Source organism: Spirulina sp. CS-785/01, from assembly GCF_028330525.1.
Taxonomy (GTDB): domain Bacteria; phylum Cyanobacteriota; class Cyanobacteriia; order Cyanobacteriales; family Spirulinaceae; genus JAQMSD01.
The window spans coordinates 38,635-56,675 of the sequence record NZ_JAQMSD010000102.1; the positions used below are offsets into that span (position 1 = coordinate 38,635).

Sequence of the window (18,041 nt, forward strand, 5' to 3'; positions counted from 1 at the left end):
GCGATCTGATCACGACAGGGAGATTGATCTGGGGGATAAAGGTAATGTAATCATAAACTCACTGCCCTCCCCAAGTCTCGAATTTACCGTAATTTTGCCGTGATGTTGTTCAATAATTTGATAACAAATGGCCAACCCTAACCCGGTCCCTTTGCCGACGGGTTTGGTGGTAAAGAAGGGATCAAAGAGTTTTCTTTGAATGTCTGGCGAAATACCATTGCCATTATCCCCAATGGTAATTTTAATCTCCTGCTCCGTCGCTTGGGTGGTAATGGTAATCTGTTTTCGAGGGATGGAGGGGGTCTCCATTAACGCTTCTAGGGCATTATTGAGGAGATTGAGAAACACTTGATTTAATTGGGCCGGATAACATTCGTATTCCGGGAGATTGCCATACTGTTTCTCGATGTCGAGTCCTTCGGGAAACTGACTTTGGAGTAATAAGAGGGTGCTTTCAATGCCTTCATGGAGATTACAGGGTTTTTTCTCCGCTTCATCGAGACGGGCAAAACTCCGCAGGGAAAGCACTAATTGACGAATGCGATCGGTCCCCACTCGCAAGGATTCTAATAATTTCGGTAAATCCTGTTGGATAAATTCTAGATCACAAACATCCAGTTGTTGGGCGATTTCTGCGGGGGGGACGGGATAATAGTCTTGATAGAGGATGATCAAGGCCAACAGGTCATCCAGATAGTGGTCAATATGACGCAGATTCCCGTAAATAAAGTTAATGGGATTATTGATTTCGTGGGCTAATCCGGCCACCATTTGTCCCAGACTGGACATTTTTTCGCTTTGAATTAACTGGACTTGGGTTTTTTGTAGTTTCTGGGTATAGTCTTGGGTCCATTCAATGAGTTGATTGAAGGAGGTGGCTAAACTGCCGATTTCGTCTTCACTGATGACGGGGACCCGTAAGCTAAAATCTCCGGTTTCTGTGACAGATTCGGCCACTTGGGTGACTTTGCGGACGGGATGCGCGATCGCGCGACTGGTCATTATGGCTAAAATTGAGGCCATGGCCGCCCCCAGTAAGGTGCTTCCGATAATCACCCAGGTGCGGAGGGTTTCCGCTTGTTCCCAGGCTTTTTCCGCCTGTTGAATCTCTTGATTCGTCTGTACAATGAAACTGCTCATTTCATTGGAGTAACGGTGAAAGCGAATCGAGGTGGGACTGGTACTCAATTGATTAAATTTCTCTTTTAACTCAGGGATGTCACTAGGTTTCACCGTCACCGGGTTTACCGAGTCGAGGACTTGCGTTACATCTTCCGCGTAGCGATTGACTACCCATTCGTAGGCATTGAGAAAAGGATACAGCGAATTTTCTTGGCCTTGGTCTGACGCTTCTAGTTGAGTAATTAAACGTTTAATCTCGGTAATGTGCTTTAAAAACTCCTCCCGACGAAAATAAAAGCGGGATGTATTGCGTAAAACGGGAGTAAACGTGCGTTCTGGGCTAAAATTCCGAGCCGTGAGTTGTAATTGTGTCAGTAACTCCCCTTGGGTGCGAGCTTGCTCTAACTTCGTCTTGGCATCCTCCTGATAGTGGTTGCCCAGGGCCAAACCACTAAACGTGCCAATCATCGAAATACTAAACGCGATCGCATAACTCCAACCGATTTTATCACGGATGGGAATTTTGCTAAACCAGCGTGTCAACGTTATACCTTTAAACTTGGAAACCACAGGGTAAGACACCAGCAAAAATCAACAAGTGAACAAGGGAAGTCAAACAGCAATGCACATCCGCAAACCCGAGAGACTTGAGGGAGAAAAATCGGGGAACTCAGCCCTATCGTAAGGTCTAGCGATTGTTTTTTCCAGCCACTTGCCCAAAATTTAACCCGTCTCTAAAGATTGGGTTAATCATTTGTTACTATAAATACCAAATGACACGAAGCACCATCATAATAAGGGAGAATCACTAAAATTATGACCCAGAAACAAGTTGTTGTTGCCCCTTCTATCCTTTCTGCTGATTTTAGCCGTCTTGGGGAAGAAATTAAAGCGGTTGATCAAGCGGGAGCAGATTGGATTCACGTTGATGTCATGGATGGTCGCTTTGTTCCCAATATTACCATCGGGCCCTTAGTCGTCAAAGCAATTCGGCCCATCACGCAAAAGCCCTTAGATGTCCATTTGATGATTGTTGAACCGGAGAAGTACGTCCAAGACTTCGCCGAGGCCGGAGCAGACATTATTTCTGTTCATGCGGAGCATAATGCCTCTCCCCACCTCCATCGGACATTAAACCAAATTAAAGAATTTGGCAAACAAGCGGGAGTTGTTCTTAATCCTTCAACACCGTTAAGTTTAATCGAACACGTTCTCGATGTTTGCGATTTAGTTTTAATTATGAGTGTTAACCCTGGGTTTGGGGGACAGAGCTTCATTCCGCAAATGGTGGATAAAATTGGCAATTTACGTCAAATGTGCGAGGAACAAGGCGTTGATCCTTGGATTGAAGTGGATGGTGGCTTAAAACCCGCGAATACTTGGCAAGTGTTAGAAGCGGGTGCTAATGCCATTGTAGCCGGGTCTGCGGTCTTTAAGGCCCCAGATTACGCTGAGGCAGTTGAGGGCATTCGTCAGAGCAAGCGGCCTGCCAATGCTCAAGAGTTAGTCACAGCTTAATTTAATCTGCGATCGGACTAGAGATGCGGGGGTTTCGTGTCTCTTTTTTTTTGGGAATAGGGAATAGGGAATAGGGAATAGTAAACAGGGAATAGGGAACTCCGGAATAGTAACCAGTAAACATTTGTTACTCCCCATCTCCCCCATCTCCTCCATCTCCCGACTCCCGACTCCTGACTCCCATCTCCCCCATTAAGCGTTTTAAGAGTCGCGGAATAAAGACTGATAGTTGAATGTTTACGATAAATTTTTGATCATCTGCCCCCAATTGGCCGGATAATCACCCCTAAGTAAAGGATAGACCTCTAGAACACCTTTAGGACGGGATAACTCATGGCAAAAAAGGGTATTGTTGAGCAAATTCGGGAACGACAAAGTAGTGGATTTGGCGATCGCGTGAATCTCTTTATTGCAGAATCCTCTTATCGGGTCGCCAGTATTGTTCCTGTCCGCTATCGTTGGATTGTGCCACAACTCATTGAACGAGTCTCTCTCCCCCTTCCAGAGTTTTCCGACGTAAAAGGAGAAATTATCGCTAACTTGACGGGAGAGGAATTAGAAGAGGAAACGGCAGAAACTGCCAAAGTTATCCCCATTAAACCCCTCTATCCCGCCTATCGCTGTTTACGCAATAACCCCTTACATTGTGAATGGCCGGAAAAAACCTTGGCAGAAAATCCCGATTCGCCTATCTGTTTACAATGTAGTTTTCCGGCCCTCCTGAAACCGGAATCCCGCATTTTAGGGATACGGGGGACATATCAAGTGGAGAGTTTTTTTCGTAGTCGTCATTTGGGCCGACTGTATCGGGGCATTGATTTGAGCGATCGCACCCCGGTTATGATCAAAGAATACCTCCTCCCCAAACGATATTTTAATCGGGACGAAACCCGCATTCGCCAGACCAATTTTATTAATTTAACCGGATTTGATTTAGCCGATGGACGAAAACAAGATGAACGGTTAATCACCGTCCAAGATGCGATCGCCCCCAGAGGAGAACAACGCTGTTATCTTGTCACCAAGGGCAATACAGACAGCTTCCCCACCTTAGCCCGCTATTTAGAAGAAACCGGCCCTCTCACCCCACCCCAAGTCCGTCAAGTCTTATTACAAGTCCTCCAAACCCTAGAATTCCTCCACGGCCAAAAATACCGCTTTCCCAATGGCATTATTCGGGAAGGGTTAACTCACGGGAATCTCACCCTAGAGAGTCTTTTAATTGGCCCAACCCTGCAAGGCTTTTATATTTATCTCTGTGATGCAGCTTTATGGGAAAATCTCTTTTATCCTCCGGCTGCCGAATTGCCCCTCTTATCAGTCCAAAAAGATTTAGAGGATTTAGGCCGGGTGGCCTTTTATCTGTTAGTGGGCCGAAGTCTTGATCCTGAAACCAATCAACCCCTGAACCCCACCTTTGAGGAACATTGGCCGCCTGTTCATAAGGCGTTAAAGGATTATATCCTCTCCTTGGTGGGATTTAGTCCAGTTCGGTTTGAAAATGCGGGCATTGCGCGACAGGCCCTCTTAAACTTACCTCCCCTAGAAACGGCAATTATTGTTGAAAAACCGGAAGAAGAAGAACCGGAAGTCCAGAAAAAACGTCGGAATCAACGGTGGTGGTTGATTTTATTCGGGGTGTTGGGAGTCTCCTTACTGGCCCTGTTAATTTGGTATTTGATCCGCCGGGCCTACCAAATGCAGGCCATTGAACAACCCCCCATCTGTTGTATTAATCAAGTTTTAGGGGAAATTCCCCCTGAAACCTATACATTTACTGGGGAAAGGGCAGGCATTTGGACTCATATTTGGACCCAGAGAAATTTAATTGCCAAAGATCAGTCCTTTGCAGAGATTGTGGATCAAGAAATGAACCCTGATGCAGTCACCAACATCGAGGAGACTGCCGACGCAGCAGCAAGCGACAGTGAGGGGGAAATGCCTCCCCCAGAGACCTATAATTTCAATTATCGCCCTGCCCCCAGCGCAACTGAGGCCATTGCCCGTATTCGTAACTTTGAGGCGGAATTTGCGGTGAGTAGTTTATTTAAGGGGTTGGGGGTGGATTTGTGGTATGAACGGTTTGCGTATGATGCGATCGCGGTTTATGTTTCCTTTAGTTATGCCGAACGCCAAAACAGTCTCCCCCAATACCTCAACGGAGAAATTAGTCTCACTGATGTCCGTCGTCTCTATACCGGAGAAATCAGCAATTGGCAAGAATTAGGCGGCCCTGATCTCGCAGTGAAATTATATGCCCCAGATGATCAAGAAGCCCTAGAATTATTTAAACAACGAGTGCTACAAACCCCAGAGGCCATTGAAAAATTTGAAGCCCTCTTACGTGAACCCACTGGGATCATTTCCGTTAACCCCAACATCACCCAATTATCCACCTTTGGGACCTTAAATGCCGTCATCCGAGATTTTGAAGATGAACAAATTGGCGCGATCGCCTTTGGCAGTCTCAGTCAAGTCTTCGGCCAATGTTCCGTTTATCCCTTAGCCCTGAAAGAAGGGCTAGGAAACGCCATTTTTCCCCTCTTACAACAAGAAAATCAACCCATCACCCCTGATACAGATTTATGTAATAAAAAAGGCAGTTACTTCCCCAACGTCGAAGCCATCCGCAGTCACAAATACCCCCTCTCTTATACCCTAGCCGTCGTCTATCCTAGAGACAACCGCCGCCAACCCGCCGGACTAACATTTATTGAACTCCTCAAAACCACCCAAGGCCAAAAACTCCTCTCAGAAGCAGGATTAATCCCCATTCGAGATATTAGTGAGGAAGATATGACGTTTGAGGAGTAGTTTTTCTTGGTTGTTAGTTGTTGGTTGAGATGCGACCGACTGCTTTGTGTCCTTTGTGTCTTTGTGGTTGACCAATCATCAATTATAGCGTTTTCAAAGGAGGAGTAAAACCCCGTGGGGTTTTACTCTAACAGTAAAAACCCCCTGTATGCCTGATTTTCTGTTCCCTGTTCCGTAATTCCCTGTTCCCAATGCCTTACAAGTCAGTTTACAACTCTGATGAAAACGCTATATCAATTATCAATTATCCATTATCCATTATTAACTGAACAATCGCCTCATCATCAAACTCCTCAGCCAAGCGTAACACCTGCTGGGCAAAAAGTTGGTATTGTTCATCTAAATCATATAACCGTTGGGCTTCCGCGATCGCGCGGTCAATATCCCCCTGTCTCGCTGCCTCATACAACCCCTCTAACTCCTCTGGAGGGGGAAACTGTTCGGGACTCAACACCACCTCCTCCAAACCGTCTCCCCCCGTTTTCCCCGATGACTCCCCCGTATAAACCCACTCCAACTGTAAATACTTCTCCAACAACCGCAACAACTTCTCCACCTCAATAGGTTTCGGTAAAAAATCATTACAACCCGCCTCCAAACTCTGCACTTGATCACTCTGTAAAACCGAGGCACTCGACGCAATCACAATCCTATCCGCTAACCCCTCCTCTTGTCGCAAACGACGAGTCAATTCAAACCCATCTAACTCCGGCATCACCAAATCCGTAATAATAATATCCGGGTGAACCCTCCTCGCTACCTGTAACCCCTCCTCCCCGTCACTCCCTTGGGCCACCTCAAACCCCAGAGGAACTAACACCTCCACCAAAACCGTCCGATTCACCTGCTTATCATCCACCACCAACAGTTTACGCCGTTTGCCCTCATAGCCAATAATTTTCCCCTTGTCCCCGTCAGCGGCCATCATCGCCCAGTCTTGGGCCACTTCCATCCGTAAATCAAACCAAAAGGTACTCCCCTGGCCCAACTCACTCTCTACCTGCATTTTGCCCCCCATCATCGCCAAAATTTGCCGACTAATGGCTAACCCTAACCCGGTCCCCTCACTCCGTCGAGAAGTGGCCCCGACTTGTTCAAAAGGTTGAAAAATTTGCTCTAAGGCTTCCGGAGAAATACCGGGGCCGCTATCTTGAACCGTAAAACGAATGGTTGCGGTGGACAATTCCCCTGCCTCTGGGGTTTCCTGTCTCTCCTCCTCCAGTCGTTCCACCGTTAACGTTACCCTTCCCCTATCGGTAAACTTCACCGCATTACCCAACAAATTAATCAAAATTTGCCGTAACCGTTTCTCATCGGCCTTCACCCCCTCCGGCAAATGGGAAGCAGCCAACATCTCAAAGTGAATATCCTTTTGTTGGGCCCGAATGCGGATAGTTTCGGTTATCCCAGAGAGAAAGGCAAGAAAATGAAACTCTTTCGGATAGAGTTCCATACGTCTGGCTTCAATTTTCGATAAATCTAGAATATCGTTGATCAGTTCCAATAAATGGGACCCACATTGTTCAATGACATTCACTCCTTGACGGTGACGGTTCAAATCCGTTGCCCGTTGTAAAATCTGCACATAGCCTAAAATCCCATTGAGGGGAGTCCTCAATTCGTGACTCATATTGGCCAAAAACTCACTTTTCGCTTGATTGGCCGTTTCCGCGCTTTCTTTGGCTTGTTCCAGTTCGGCGGTTCGTTCTTCGACACGCTGTTCTAAAATGGTGTTGGTTTGTTCGAGTTGTTGAAATGAGGTTTGCAGTTGGCTGGCCATGCGGTTGAAGGCTTGGGCCAAAATGCCTAATTCTCGAATGGGTTGGGGGGGGACTCGTCGTTGCAGGTCTTTGCGGGAAATGGCATCGGAGGCTTGGGTAAATTCTACAATGGGGCGAGTGATCCAGCGAGAGGTGAAAATGCCTAAGAGGGTGGCCACTAAGAGGGAGAGGAAACAAAGGGCAATGGTGGTGCGAGTATTGGCGTTAATTTGTGCCATAAACTCGCTTTCGGGAACAACGACGATGATCAGCCAGTCTAACCCTTCGTTATTCTCGAGGGGGGTAACTTGGAGAAAATGGTCTTCTCCGTTGGTGCGAAATTTGAATTGTTGAATGGCTTGGATGGCTTGAAAGCGGGTAAATTGGTCTAAGAGAAACTCTCCGGTTGCTTCGAGGAGGGGATCATTACTCCGTTCTAGTTGAATGCGATTGACTTGTTTTCCGGCTACGGTGAAGGGGTGTTCTAGGGTAGAACTGGCGACTAATTTTCCGGATCGTTCAATGATAAAGGTTTCTCCGGAGTCCCCTATTTTCAGGGTGTCTAGAAATTGACCGATATCCCCTAACCCTAAATTCGCGGTTAATATCCCTAATAATTTTCCGTCTTGATAGAGGGGGTGGCTATAGTTCACGGCCAGCAGATCATCGGAAAAATAGGTGTAAACGTTACTCCATGTTCCCTCTCCTGCGTCTTCGGCTACATGATACCAAGGTCGGGTGCGGGGATCGTAGTTTGGGACTGTTTTCAGTAGGTTGCGAGGGTTGCCTTGGGAGTCCATCCCATAAATAAACATATCCCCGTTGGTGTCTTCGTTGACGGTGACTAGACGCAGCGATCGCTGTTTCTCTAGTCGATCTACTGCAATATAATCCCCGTTCTGACTGCCAAAGGCAATATAGTTCATTTTGGGAAAACGCTTCATTTGCGCCCAAAAATGCTGTTTCAGGGCGGTGTGATCTTCCTCAATGGGTAATTCATCCAGTTGTACACTGTCGAGATTACTTTGAACAATCCAACGGGGGGTGGTGAGATAGTTTTTCAGTTTTTCCTGAATGCGGGCCGTTAGTTCTTCTCGCAGTTGTAAGGCTAACTCTTGGACAGCCGCTTCTCCGTTCCGGATGGAGAGATACCCGGTTAACCCGACTGCGGCGAAAATTTGCACAACAAAGGGAACAATTAGAACCCAACGGAGAGGTAGTTTTGACCAACGAGAGGGAGAGGACATACAAGGGTTGGAAAAAAGGATTCAATGGTCAGTTATTGTGATAATCAAGCGGATGATGCGTATCTCTGGCGTGCAACAATCTGCCATCACGTACATTCAATCATGAATCCTCAATTTTCCCTTGTGTTCTAGCCAACATTGTTATGGGTTGTGGGTTGTTGGTTTAAAGGAATATAGCAAAAATCAATGATTTGTCATAAATCAAAAAGTAATAAAAAACTCTAAAACTCCTATCCCTATTCCCTGTTCCCTGTTCCCTTTGCCAAACCAGTCAGTTTACAACTCGGATGAAAATGCTATATAAGTGGCTGAGAAACCGGGTTTCTATCTAAATTGATCCGGTTTTGCCTAAATTTTGTACAGAAACCCGGTTGCTTAACTTTAATTACCCATCACCAATAAATTAAAACTGAATCCAACGTTGGGCTTTATCACAAATAATGAAACTAGCGGGACTTTCAATTAAATTTAAACGCTGTTGTTTGGCGACTTCTGTAGGATGATCGCACAATTCTAAGAAACCTAACGTAAGCGCGTTAATCGCTATAATAAATCCAACTAGGCGACAACAAAAACGGCATCTGCAATTCCCTTTCATAACCCTGTCCAAAATCAACTTTCCCCCTATCTCTATTAATACCCACATCATTCTCATCTCACTAGGGGAGAAACACTGATTTTACAAGGGTTTTAGCCTTTTGCTCGTTTTATAATGACTTTACGACAAATGGCCGATTACACCTGCAAAGCATCGGCCATTTGTCGTAATTTTATGGAATTTTGGGTGAACTGGAAGAAAAAGCAAGACCGCTTTACGTGAATGTAGGGAGATGGTCTATTAAAAAGAGGAAAAGTTTCTCAATTCTTGAGTATTTTTTCCGTAAATCTATTGAGATAAATCTATGGAGATGGGGACAGTGGATGCTGTTGAAAAAGAAAGGAAATTGAGATGAGGGGGATTGTTGATACCTCAATTATAAACTAATGAAATTAGCTTTTGCAAGGTGAATGGAGTTGGCTCTATTTTCGCTCAACGTCCCCCTCTTTCGGCAACGGAGTGTTAGTGTTAGGCTGAATGCTTACCTCTGCTGATTGATCACGACGGGTTGGGAATGACTCAGAATATCATGTAACTCGATGATCGAGCCAATAATAGCGATCGCAGGGGCTTCAAACCCGGTTTCTTCGACTTTTTGCTGAATAGTCCCCAATGTTCCCATTAACTCCTCCTGTTGAGGACAAGTCCCCCAGCGAATTAAAGCAATGGGGGTTTGTTCGGTTAATCCGCCGACCTGTAATTGGTGAATAATATGGGATAGGTTATGAATGCCCATATAGATGACAATGGTTTCGGCCCCTTGGGCAATGGCCGGCCAATTCACTTGGGGGCGATATTTTCCGGCGGCTTCGTGACCTGTGACAAAAATGACTGAGGAACTATAATGACGATGGGTGAGGGGAATCCCGGCATAGGCGGGGGCGGCAATGCCGGAGGTAATACCGGGGATCACTTCTACGGGGATGCCTGCTTCGAGGATATCCTGCATTTCTTCTCCCCCTCGACCAAATACGAAGGGATCACCGCCTTTTAAACGGACGACAATGGCGTGATCTTGGGCTTTTTCGATTAATAAACGGGTGGTTTCTCCCTGTAGCTTAGAATGGCGGCCTCGGCGTTTTCCTGCGTTAATTCGTTCGGCGCGAGGATTAATCATTGCAAGGATTGCCTCACTCACTAAGGCATCATACACGACTACATCGGCGTGTTCTAACAGGGCTTTGCCTTTTAAGGTCATTAAACCCGGATCACCTGGCCCGGCACCGAGAAGATAAACTTTGCCTGTCTGAGTTTCAATGTTATTCATGCAGCTTGTCTGTAATTAATTGAGCCAGTTGGGGGGTTGCCCCAAGGGGTTCACCTAAATTTAATTTAGCATCTGCAAATTTTACCCTTAATTCGGCGACTTGTTGGGCGATCGCATCGGTTAGCCCCCCTGTAAATAAAAAATAAGGCTGAATGGCAATGTCGGTCTGTCCATTGGTAACACAATGCTCAATTTGGCTGCTTAAATGGGGGGGGACTGCCCAATAGGCCGGTCTGGCGTTTAATTGTGCGGCTAAGGCTGCGATCGCGCAATTTGCCCCTTCTCGACGACTCCCGTGGGAAAGCAAAATACGCTGACTGTGGCTATTCTGTGGCACGTCCTGAAATTCTTGGGCCAATAAGTCCACCATTTGCGGTTGTTTCCCCAAATAGTCCAATAATTCCAACTGGGGGGATGATCCCAACTGTTGTCGCGCTTGGGCTATTTCTGCGGGGATATCCTCTTTCACATGAACCCCCGGCAGTAAAAATAGGGGTAAAATACGAATGGTCTCAACTCCTGTCCCTTGGACTTGTTGAGCAAACTGCACCAGGGCTTCATGGAGGGGATAGGGAGATAATTCTAAGGGGGCTACTCCCACAAGAGAAGGGGAAAGTCCTAATGCTTGGGTGACGAGATAGGCGAGATGGTGACTGGCGGTTTGAGAACGGCGATCGCGGCTTCCATGCCAAACGAGAAAGTAGGCAAACTCCATACTTGACTATCAATTCCTATTTTTAGGCGGTGCTTGTAGCATTGACACTCCACCGAATTTAATTCGGTGGATTCTTCGTTCATCCAATCCCCTTAAAGCATTGACTCTCATCAATACTCGCATAGGGTGAGTTGTCCCGAAGCGTTTATCCAATATTTTTGGAACGTTCCTGTATGCCCTACAGTACGGAGTACCTTTTTGAGTATGTTGATGGCAGCGTTTGTCAATTATCAATTGTTCACTTGACAGTGAAGTCTGGTCAATTATCAACTGTCAATTATCAACTGTCAACTAAACCTGTTGCCCTGCAATATCCCGAATGAGGGAGGTTTTAGACCGGATATAGTGACTTAATACTTCCGTTTCGTGGTTTTCTAGCGATCGCTGTTTTCCTATCTGCGCAATCAGCCAATCCACTAAACTAGAATCATCTAGGGCGAGAATTACTTGAGCTTGGGCATTTTCCACTAATGACCAAAGGTGGCGTAAGAGAATCGGTGTCATAGTTAGGTCGTTTTGAACATTCGACAACAGATAAAAGGTTCGTGTCAGAATAAGTACAAAGCTCTATCTCATCATTGAGTGCTTGGCCTTAATCTTAACAATAATTTCATAATTGCCCTTATTTTATTACAATATCTGATTTAACCGAACTAGACCTCGATCATTGCTACGCTTGATACAAAATGTTAGATTGCTTAATCTTAACTCTCACGGAAGGGAGGATGATGGGAGTGCCAATGGTAGGCAATATCAAGACGACGGGGAAGCCAGACCTTTTCTCGTTGCTGTACATAGTCGAGAAAGCGGGCTAAAGCGGCAGTTCGTCCAGGTCTTCCGGCGAGACGGCAATGTAACCCCACACTCATCATTTTAGGGTGAGTCGCGCCTTCAGCGTACAACACATCAAAAGCATCGCGGAGATAGGTAAAAAACTGTTCTCCTGAATTAAACCCCTGATAAGTAGCGAATCTCATATCATTATTGTCTAGGGTGTAGGGGATAACCAAGTGGGGTTCACCGTAATCATACACCCAGTAGGGGAGGTCATCGGCATAACTATCGGCATCATAGAGAAACCCCCCCGCTTCCACCACTAACCGCCGAGTGTTGGGACTATTGCGGCCTGTGTACCAACCGAGGGGACGGTTTCCGGTGATTTCGGTATGACGCGCGATCGCAATTTGAATATGCTCTCGTTCCACCGACTCCGGAATATCTTGATAGTCAATCCACCGATACCCGTGGGAGGCAATCTCCCAGTCCGCCTCTTTCATCGCCGCAACCGCCTCTGGATTGCGTTCTAACGCCATTGTCACCCCATAAACCGTCACCGGAATCTCACGGGAGGTAAACTGCCGATAAAGCCGCCAAAACCCGGCTCTTGCCCCATACTCATACATAGATTCCATATTCATATTCCGCACCCCCGGCAAAGGTTGGGCCCCAATGGTTTCCGATAAAAAGGCTTCTGAAGCGGTATCCCCATGTAAAATACAATTCTCACCCCCCTCCTCATAATTAATCACAAACTGCACCGCAATCCGAGCCTCATGGGGCCACCGAGGATGGGGAGAAGTACGGCCATAACCAATTAAATCTCTAGGATAGGGACGACTCATAAGCATTAACTGGGTTAAAAAATTCCTAGTAAACCCTTGACACTCTACCGTAGATTCTACCGTAGGTTGGGTGAAGCGTAGCGTAACCCAACCCCCCCAAAGTGGAGAATATTAGGTTTCACTCCATTACACCCAACCGACACAGCAATATTGGCTCAGTTTTCCGGGGGAGACTCCTGAGTTTGAATATCCACATTCATCGGAGACGCAACAGTCCCTTGGGGGTCCGAACTTCCCTCCGATGCAGGAGAATTAGTCATCGTCGGACTAGGTTTCGGTGTTGCAGTCATCTCCGTAGCCCCTCCCCCATTCTGAGCAGTTCCCCCATTATTCAGCAGATTTTTCAACAACGCCAATAACTCATTTAACTTGCCATCCTCCAACAAACTATTAATCAACGATAACCCCGAAGTCGATAACAGCAACTTATTCACATCCCCCATACCATTGGACCCATTACCATTACTCCCGGCCCCCGGAAACGCATAAATGCGGGCATCTCCCAACACCCCAGGCTGAGGAGCGAGAGATTTGACGATTTCCGGCAGATTTTCGGCAACTTGGGGGAATAGACTTTTGATCACCTCTGCCGTCCGGTTTGCGTCGCTGAGGGCGTTTTCTGCGTCATTGAGAGCGCGTTTCCCTTCCGCTTCTGCAATGGCTTGAAAGCGGTTGGCTTCGGCTAAGGTGCGAATAGACTCTGCTTCTAGTTCGGCGGCCTGACGGGCAATTTCCGCTTGGCGACGACGACGGAAGACATCAATTTCAACGACATTTTGGTCGGCAATTTGTTTCTGTTGTGCCTTTTGTTCTGCGTCAATAATAGACAAACGACGGCTTCGTTCCGCTTCTTCCACCGCTTTGGCTGTGTTCACCGCTTCTTCCGCTTGGGCGTTTTCTGCATCGGCAGCAAAGCGTTCTTTTTCTTTATTAGCAATAGCAATAGCCGCCTCTTGTTGAGCCACTTTCGACTCTTGTTCTGCGGCTGCCACTTCAATGCGGGCCCGCAAGCGAGAGGCATCCACCGTTTGTTGTCGGGTAATTTCTGCCACCTCTGCTTCTTGTTGTTGGGTGGTTTGAGCAACTTTGAATTTCTTGTTCTGTTCCTCTAGGGTAATATTGGCCTCAATTTGACTATTTTGGATGGCCAATTGTTGTTGAATGTTTTCTTCTTCAATGGCTTGATTTTGCAGGATTTTATTCCGTTCAATTTTCGCCGCTTCTTTATCTTTTGCTTCCTGAGTTTCCCGTTCTCGTTGCGCTTTCAGGGACTCAATTTCTTGTTGTTGGGTTAAGCGCAGGGACTCAATTTCTTGTTGTTGCTTAATGTTGGCTTCTTCTTGCTGTTTGGAAATGGTTAGAGATTTCTTTTCAGCATTTAATTCTTGTTGCTCTATGGCCACTTTTGTGCTTAATTCAACTTCTCGCTTTTGTTGAATGGCACTTTGGATAGTTTCGGTTCGGAGACGTACCCCTTGAGCATCAAAGAAGTTATTTTCATCATAAGTATCGCTTTCTTCAATTTCTGAAATAGCGATATTATTCAGAGTTAAACCAACTTTCTTTAAGTCTTGTTGAATTAAGTTGAGAACTTCATCCGCAAACCCTAGTTTATCTGAGTCAATTTCGGCTAATTTTTTCCGTTTAGCGGCAGCACGGATGGCATCATCTGCCCGTTTTTCTAACGCATTAGTAATTTCTTCTGGAGACACTCGACCTTTTGTAGAGAGTCTCGCTGCTGCAATGCTCACATCTTCTTCATCTGCATTAATACAGACATAAAATGTGACTCGCATATCGGCACGTAAATAGTCTTGAGTCCGTACCGCTAATTGACCTGTCCGTTCCACATCAATGGAGATTTCTCGTAAGGGGACACGGGTGAGTTCATGAAACCCTGGGAGGACAACACAACCGCCATTAATAATGACTTTTTTCCGCTTCTGAAATAACCCCCCAGTCCGCACAAAGGCTTCATTATTGGGGGTAATATTATAGAACAGTTTATAGACCCATAAACTTAATAGTAATAGGAAGATAATAAAAATGAAGCCACCAACCGCGACAACTGCTCCACTAATTAATCCCGTGGGGACAACAGGAGCTTGCGGTCTGGCGGTTTCTGGGCGACTTTGAGCCGTTAAAACGGGTTTTGCGTCTGGTCTTGCTGACTGTTTTACAGAGTATTCAATGGGGACATCATGGGGGGTTAATTCGTCGAATGGGGCGGTGGGTAGGGTTTGTAGAAAGTGAAACCAAAATTTCATGGGAATGCTCCTTGAATAATTAAGAATGTTTATGGGAATCGCGGCTTGTTTTTAGGTTGGATAACCAGCGATCCTCATCTGAAGAATCTTTTGCAATCACAAGGTAACTCTGTGGCCGACGGTCAATAACAATCACTTTCTGGCCACGAGTGAGGGAAGTATTCGACCAGTCGGGACGGGTGGCCCCAATGGAGACTAAATTATGATTGGGATCAGAAACATCGACTTGGCCAATTGTTCCTTGGGTGATCAGTGGGACATTTTTTGAGGAGACTGTTCCCAAACAACCGATCAAGCGATCGCCGCTTGCATCTTCACCAAAAGTAACAAACATTTGACCAACAGGCCGAGAAATTAACCCCCCTAAGTAGAAACTCACAACAAAAGACCCAACCAGAATCACTCCCCCAAATCCTAACAGTGCAGTAGGAATAATTCCAAATAATTCCCCGACGATAATATTAATTACCCATCCCGTTAATCCCCAGAGACTCATATTGGTGGCCAACAACACAATTAAGGGGACTTTCCCAATACCAAACCATCCTAAAAGATGGGCCATCCCGAAGGAACTACTACTATCAACTTCGGTATCTGCATCGGTTTGCCAAAACCCGTCTCCGGTATTCTCATCCATATCTAGATCAAAGTCATCATCACCTCCTCCTGACGCAATGACCACTAGGAACAGCAAAATGCCAATTCCTAGAATAATCCAGTAGGGTAAATTAACAAGATTTGTCAACATATTAGGTATTTTGTAGAAAAACGCAGGTCATCCCCTCTGTTTTCACTTTTAGCTTAGTCGTCTCTAGGGAAACTGTCAGTCAATTAAAAAGTTTTGTAAATATTTTGGTAGTTTGTTCTTAGTTCTTGGTTCTTAGTTTCCATCTTCCGATACTCCCAACCCTTCCCATCTTCTTACTCTTTCCTTTGTGTCCTTTGTGTCTTTGTGGTTCAATAGTCCACTCCCAACCACTCACCCTTCCTCAACCGGAAGGGATGTGACTATAATTCCAGGATAGACGGCAGTTCCCCACTGGGGATGGATAATGGCACGACAATTACCCGCAATGGTAGAATACCCTAGTATGGTTTGAACTGTGGCGACATCATCATGGGTTAGACTCCCTGGACTCGAAAACCTAGGATATCCTGTTTTCGGATCAAAGAAATCAGCTTCTCCTCCCTGGTCTTTTATCTGTTGTACTAATTTTAAGGCCAACTCGATAAAACAAGATCGAAGTCGCTGTTTTTCTTGTTCACTCTCAGGGGTGGAGGGGAGTAAGTCACAGTTGGCCTGTTGTAGAGTGATTATAACCCACACCTCCTCGGCAGACCAGTCCGGTAAGAGTAAGGGAAGATTGGCCTTGAGAAAGGGGGTGGGGGGATAACACAGTATTTCCATAAACAGTATTTCCATAAAAAGAAAGAAACAGCCTTGACTGTTTCTTGATTATGTGATAGAATTTACTGTTTAAAAATGCGGAGTCGTATTTAAAAATGCGGATGGCGAGACTCGAACTCGCACAGCGAAAGCCACACGCCCCTCAAGCGTGCGTGTCTACCAATTCCACCACATCCGCTTATTGGCTGACAGATATTAAAGATAACACAAGGTTTTCTGATTGTGCAAGGGGGATTTTAATTTGCTTAGAGGGAGATGCGATCGCGCCTCTCTCCCCATGATAGGATCATCCTATAAGGATATCCTGAAACCCGCTTATTCATGGGAAGATGGGGGGATTCACCCTAACCTGCATAAAAGGGGTTCTCGTTTTTTCAGGGTCATAAGTGTTCCATTGCTTGCACAATTTTCATGGTTTCCACAGAAACGGTACAAACTCGCGTTAAGAGGTCGATGACTTGTTCTTTATAATCAATAAACTGATAGGTGTTGAATTTTTCCCGAATAGTGGGTTTGGAAAAGGTTTTCTTTAGTTACAAGTCCCACTTCACCCAACCTACGTCCCACTGTGCTGAAATAAAGCAGTGACTAGAGGAAACCAGATCATTCCTACCCAAGAGACAGTGACTAACATTAAGAAAACTTGACGAACCGGAAAAGCCTTTAAAAGTTCTTCGCCCGTTTTGGAGAGAGTAAATATAGCAAGTAAGCTAATCAAAACACTCCAAATGCTGGAAACAATGATAGTGGAAAAAACCATGGGGATAAATGCCGAAACCAGCAACATACAAGCAGAAAACACCAGAATCACTCGCATCATGGCTTGAGAAAATCCAAAAGCAATAAAGGGTCTAATCCATGTTCGCAGACGAGTGGGATAAGAAATCGCTCCCCAACAAGGTAATACTGCTCCTCCCAAAGCAACTATATAAACACTTCCAGACAAACCATAAAGTAAAGCTCCCAAGAAGCTAAACAGAATAAACACACTAATCAGCCAAATCGCATAAACTAGGGTTTGAGGTTGTTGTGAACTCATAGGCTTTCCCCATAACGGTTAAATTGTGATGACTAGCAAGGGTTTTTTTGGGTTTCGCTCTCGCTTCATCCCATCTACGACTCATGACCCATGTTGTACGCTGAATGAATCCATTTTAAGGGATTTTTTGTATGAGGCAGGTATTTTCAACCCTCCTTCAGGAGTCCGCATTTTAAGCTAGGATAGGCGAGAAACGCGATCCCGTGAGCAAAGCCGGGACGCTCTGGTGTATAGTACGGCAAAGGTGATCATGCGTGCAGTCTCAAAACAAATTTGGGGAACCGCCCTAGGGGTGTCAGTGTTGGTGGCCGGATGTGGGGGTGGCCCTCCGCAAGGACGAGGCCAACCCGGGCCGGTCCCAGTATCGCTACAGGAAATTGAGATTCGTATGGTGGAGGAAAGTTCTGAGTTTGTGGGCAACCTGGAGGCGGCCCAACGGGTGATTTTGCGTCCGGAAATTGAAGGCCGGGTGGTGAACATTTTTGCGGAGAATGGGACACGGGTAGAGGCCGGCACCCCTATTGTACAGTTGCGACCGGATCAGCAGTTGGCGCAGGTGAATTCGGCGGTGGCTCAGGTGAATGTCCGTCGGGCCGGGTTACTCAGTGCAGAAGCGGAGGTGCGGGCGGCCCAGTCTCAACTGGCTACGGCCCGGGCCCAACGC

Annotated in this window: 12 protein-coding genes, 1 tRNA gene and 1 pseudogene; 3 read left to right on the plus strand and 11 right to left on the minus strand. The window is 46.2% G+C overall.

From position 1 onward, the window contains the following. Positions 1-9: 9 nt before the first annotated feature. Positions 10-1,665, minus strand: coding sequence for a sensor histidine kinase (locus PN462_RS06060; RefSeq protein ID WP_272127124.1), 1,656 nt, complete (start codon positions 1,663-1,665; stop codon positions 10-12). Positions 1,666-1,938: 273 nt separating this feature from the next. Between PN462_RS06060 and rpe the strand changes: the two genes are divergently transcribed. Both rpe and PN462_RS06070 read left to right on the plus strand, forming a co-directional pair. Next, positions 1,939-2,640, plus strand: coding sequence for a ribulose-phosphate 3-epimerase (rpe, locus tag PN462_RS06065; protein ID WP_272127125.1), 702 nt, complete (start codon positions 1,939-1,941; stop codon positions 2,638-2,640). A 333-nt stretch (positions 2,641-2,973) separates the two neighbouring features. After that, the gene (locus tag PN462_RS06070; protein ID WP_272127126.1) at positions 2,974-5,454 is read left to right on the plus strand and encodes a substrate-binding domain-containing protein; all 2,481 of its coding nucleotides are present in this window, start codon (positions 2,974-2,976) and stop codon (positions 5,452-5,454) included. 244 nt (positions 5,455-5,698) lie between these two features. Here the strand turns inward: PN462_RS06070 and PN462_RS06075 are convergent, their stop codons facing one another. The 10 genes from PN462_RS06075 to PN462_RS06120 all read right to left on the minus strand — a co-directional run bounded on the left by PN462_RS06075 (position 5,699) and on the right by PN462_RS06120 (position 17,377). Then, positions 5,699-8,461, minus strand: coding sequence for an ATP-binding protein (locus PN462_RS06075; protein WP_272127127.1), 2,763 nt, complete (start codon positions 8,459-8,461; stop codon positions 5,699-5,701). A 1,079-nt stretch (positions 8,462-9,540) separates the two neighbouring features. Then, the gene (gene cobA, locus PN462_RS06080) at positions 9,541-10,326 is read right to left on the minus strand and encodes a uroporphyrinogen-III C-methyltransferase (protein WP_272127128.1); all 786 of its coding nucleotides are present in this window, start codon (positions 10,324-10,326) and stop codon (positions 9,541-9,543) included. Next, on the minus strand, positions 10,319-11,041 hold the full coding sequence (locus PN462_RS06085; RefSeq protein ID WP_272127129.1) for a sirohydrochlorin chelatase: 723 nt from the start codon (positions 11,039-11,041) through the stop codon (positions 10,319-10,321). Before PN462_RS06085 ends, cobA begins: the two co-directional genes overlap by 8 nt. Before the next feature lie 291 nt (positions 11,042-11,332). Then, on the minus strand, positions 11,333-11,545 hold the full coding sequence (locus tag PN462_RS06090; RefSeq protein ID WP_272127130.1) for a hypothetical protein: 213 nt from the start codon (positions 11,543-11,545) through the stop codon (positions 11,333-11,335). A gap of 200 nt (positions 11,546-11,745) precedes the next feature. Then, on the minus strand, positions 11,746-12,663 hold the full coding sequence (puuE, locus tag PN462_RS06095) for an allantoinase PuuE (protein ID WP_272127131.1): 918 nt from the start codon (positions 12,661-12,663) through the stop codon (positions 11,746-11,748). Positions 12,664-12,818: 155 nt separating this feature from the next. Then, positions 12,819-14,930 carry a flotillin family protein gene (locus tag PN462_RS06100; protein WP_272127132.1) on the minus strand — a complete coding sequence of 704 codons (2,112 nt, stop codon included), beginning with the start codon at positions 14,928-14,930 and terminating at the stop codon, positions 12,819-12,821. A gap of 19 nt (positions 14,931-14,949) precedes the next feature. Beyond that, a complete protein-coding gene (locus tag PN462_RS06105; protein ID WP_272127133.1) occupies positions 14,950-15,678 on the minus strand; it encodes an OB-fold-containig protein in 729 nt (242 codons plus the stop codon). 231 nt (positions 15,679-15,909) lie between these two features. After that, entirely contained in the window at positions 15,910-16,338 is a 429-nt protein-coding gene (locus PN462_RS06110; protein WP_272127134.1) for a methylmalonic aciduria and homocystinuria type D protein, read from the minus strand. A gap of 96 nt (positions 16,339-16,434) precedes the next feature. Next, positions 16,435-16,516: transfer RNA gene (locus PN462_RS06115), tRNA-Leu, on the minus strand. A 378-nt stretch (positions 16,517-16,894) separates the two neighbouring features. Further along, on the minus strand, positions 16,895-17,377 hold the full coding sequence (locus PN462_RS06120; RefSeq protein WP_272127135.1) for a hypothetical protein: 483 nt from the start codon (positions 17,375-17,377) through the stop codon (positions 16,895-16,897). Between the two features lie 250 nt (positions 17,378-17,627). Between PN462_RS06120 and PN462_RS06125 the strand changes: the two are divergent. Next, a pseudogene (locus tag PN462_RS06125) lies at positions 17,628-18,041 on the plus strand (biotin/lipoyl-binding protein); the annotation flags it as partial.

Excerpts from the sequence above, each read along its gene's own strand:
- rpe (WP_272127125.1), top strand. The coding sequence starts at position 1,939 with ATGACCCAGAAACAAGTTGTTGTTGCCCCTTCTATCCTTTCTGCTGAT.
- PN462_RS06070 (WP_272127126.1), top strand. The coding sequence starts at position 2,974 with ATGGCAAAAAAGGGTATTGTTGAGCAAATTCGGGAACGACAAAGTAGT.
- PN462_RS06075 (WP_272127127.1), bottom strand. The coding sequence starts at position 8,461 with ATGTCCTCTCCCTCTCGTTGGTCAAAACTACCTCTCCGTTGGGTTCTA.
- cobA (WP_272127128.1), bottom strand. The coding sequence starts at position 10,326 with ATGAATAACATTGAAACTCAGACAGGCAAAGTTTATCTTCTCGGTGCC.
- PN462_RS06085 (WP_272127129.1), bottom strand. The coding sequence starts at position 11,041 with ATGGAGTTTGCCTACTTTCTCGTTTGGCATGGAAGCCGCGATCGCCGT.
- PN462_RS06090 (WP_272127130.1), bottom strand. The coding sequence starts at position 11,545 with ATGACACCGATTCTCTTACGCCACCTTTGGTCATTAGTGGAAAATGCC.
- puuE (WP_272127131.1), bottom strand. The coding sequence starts at position 12,663 with ATGAGTCGTCCCTATCCTAGAGATTTAATTGGTTATGGCCGTACTTCT.
- PN462_RS06100 (WP_272127132.1), bottom strand. The coding sequence starts at position 14,930 with ATGAAATTTTGGTTTCACTTTCTACAAACCCTACCCACCGCCCCATTC.
- PN462_RS06105 (WP_272127133.1), bottom strand. The coding sequence starts at position 15,678 with ATGTTGACAAATCTTGTTAATTTACCCTACTGGATTATTCTAGGAATT.
- PN462_RS06110 (WP_272127134.1), bottom strand. The coding sequence starts at position 16,338 with ATGGAAATACTGTGTTATCCCCCCACCCCCTTTCTCAAGGCCAATCTT.
- PN462_RS06120 (WP_272127135.1), bottom strand. The coding sequence starts at position 17,377 with ATGAGTTCACAACAACCTCAAACCCTAGTTTATGCGATTTGGCTGATT.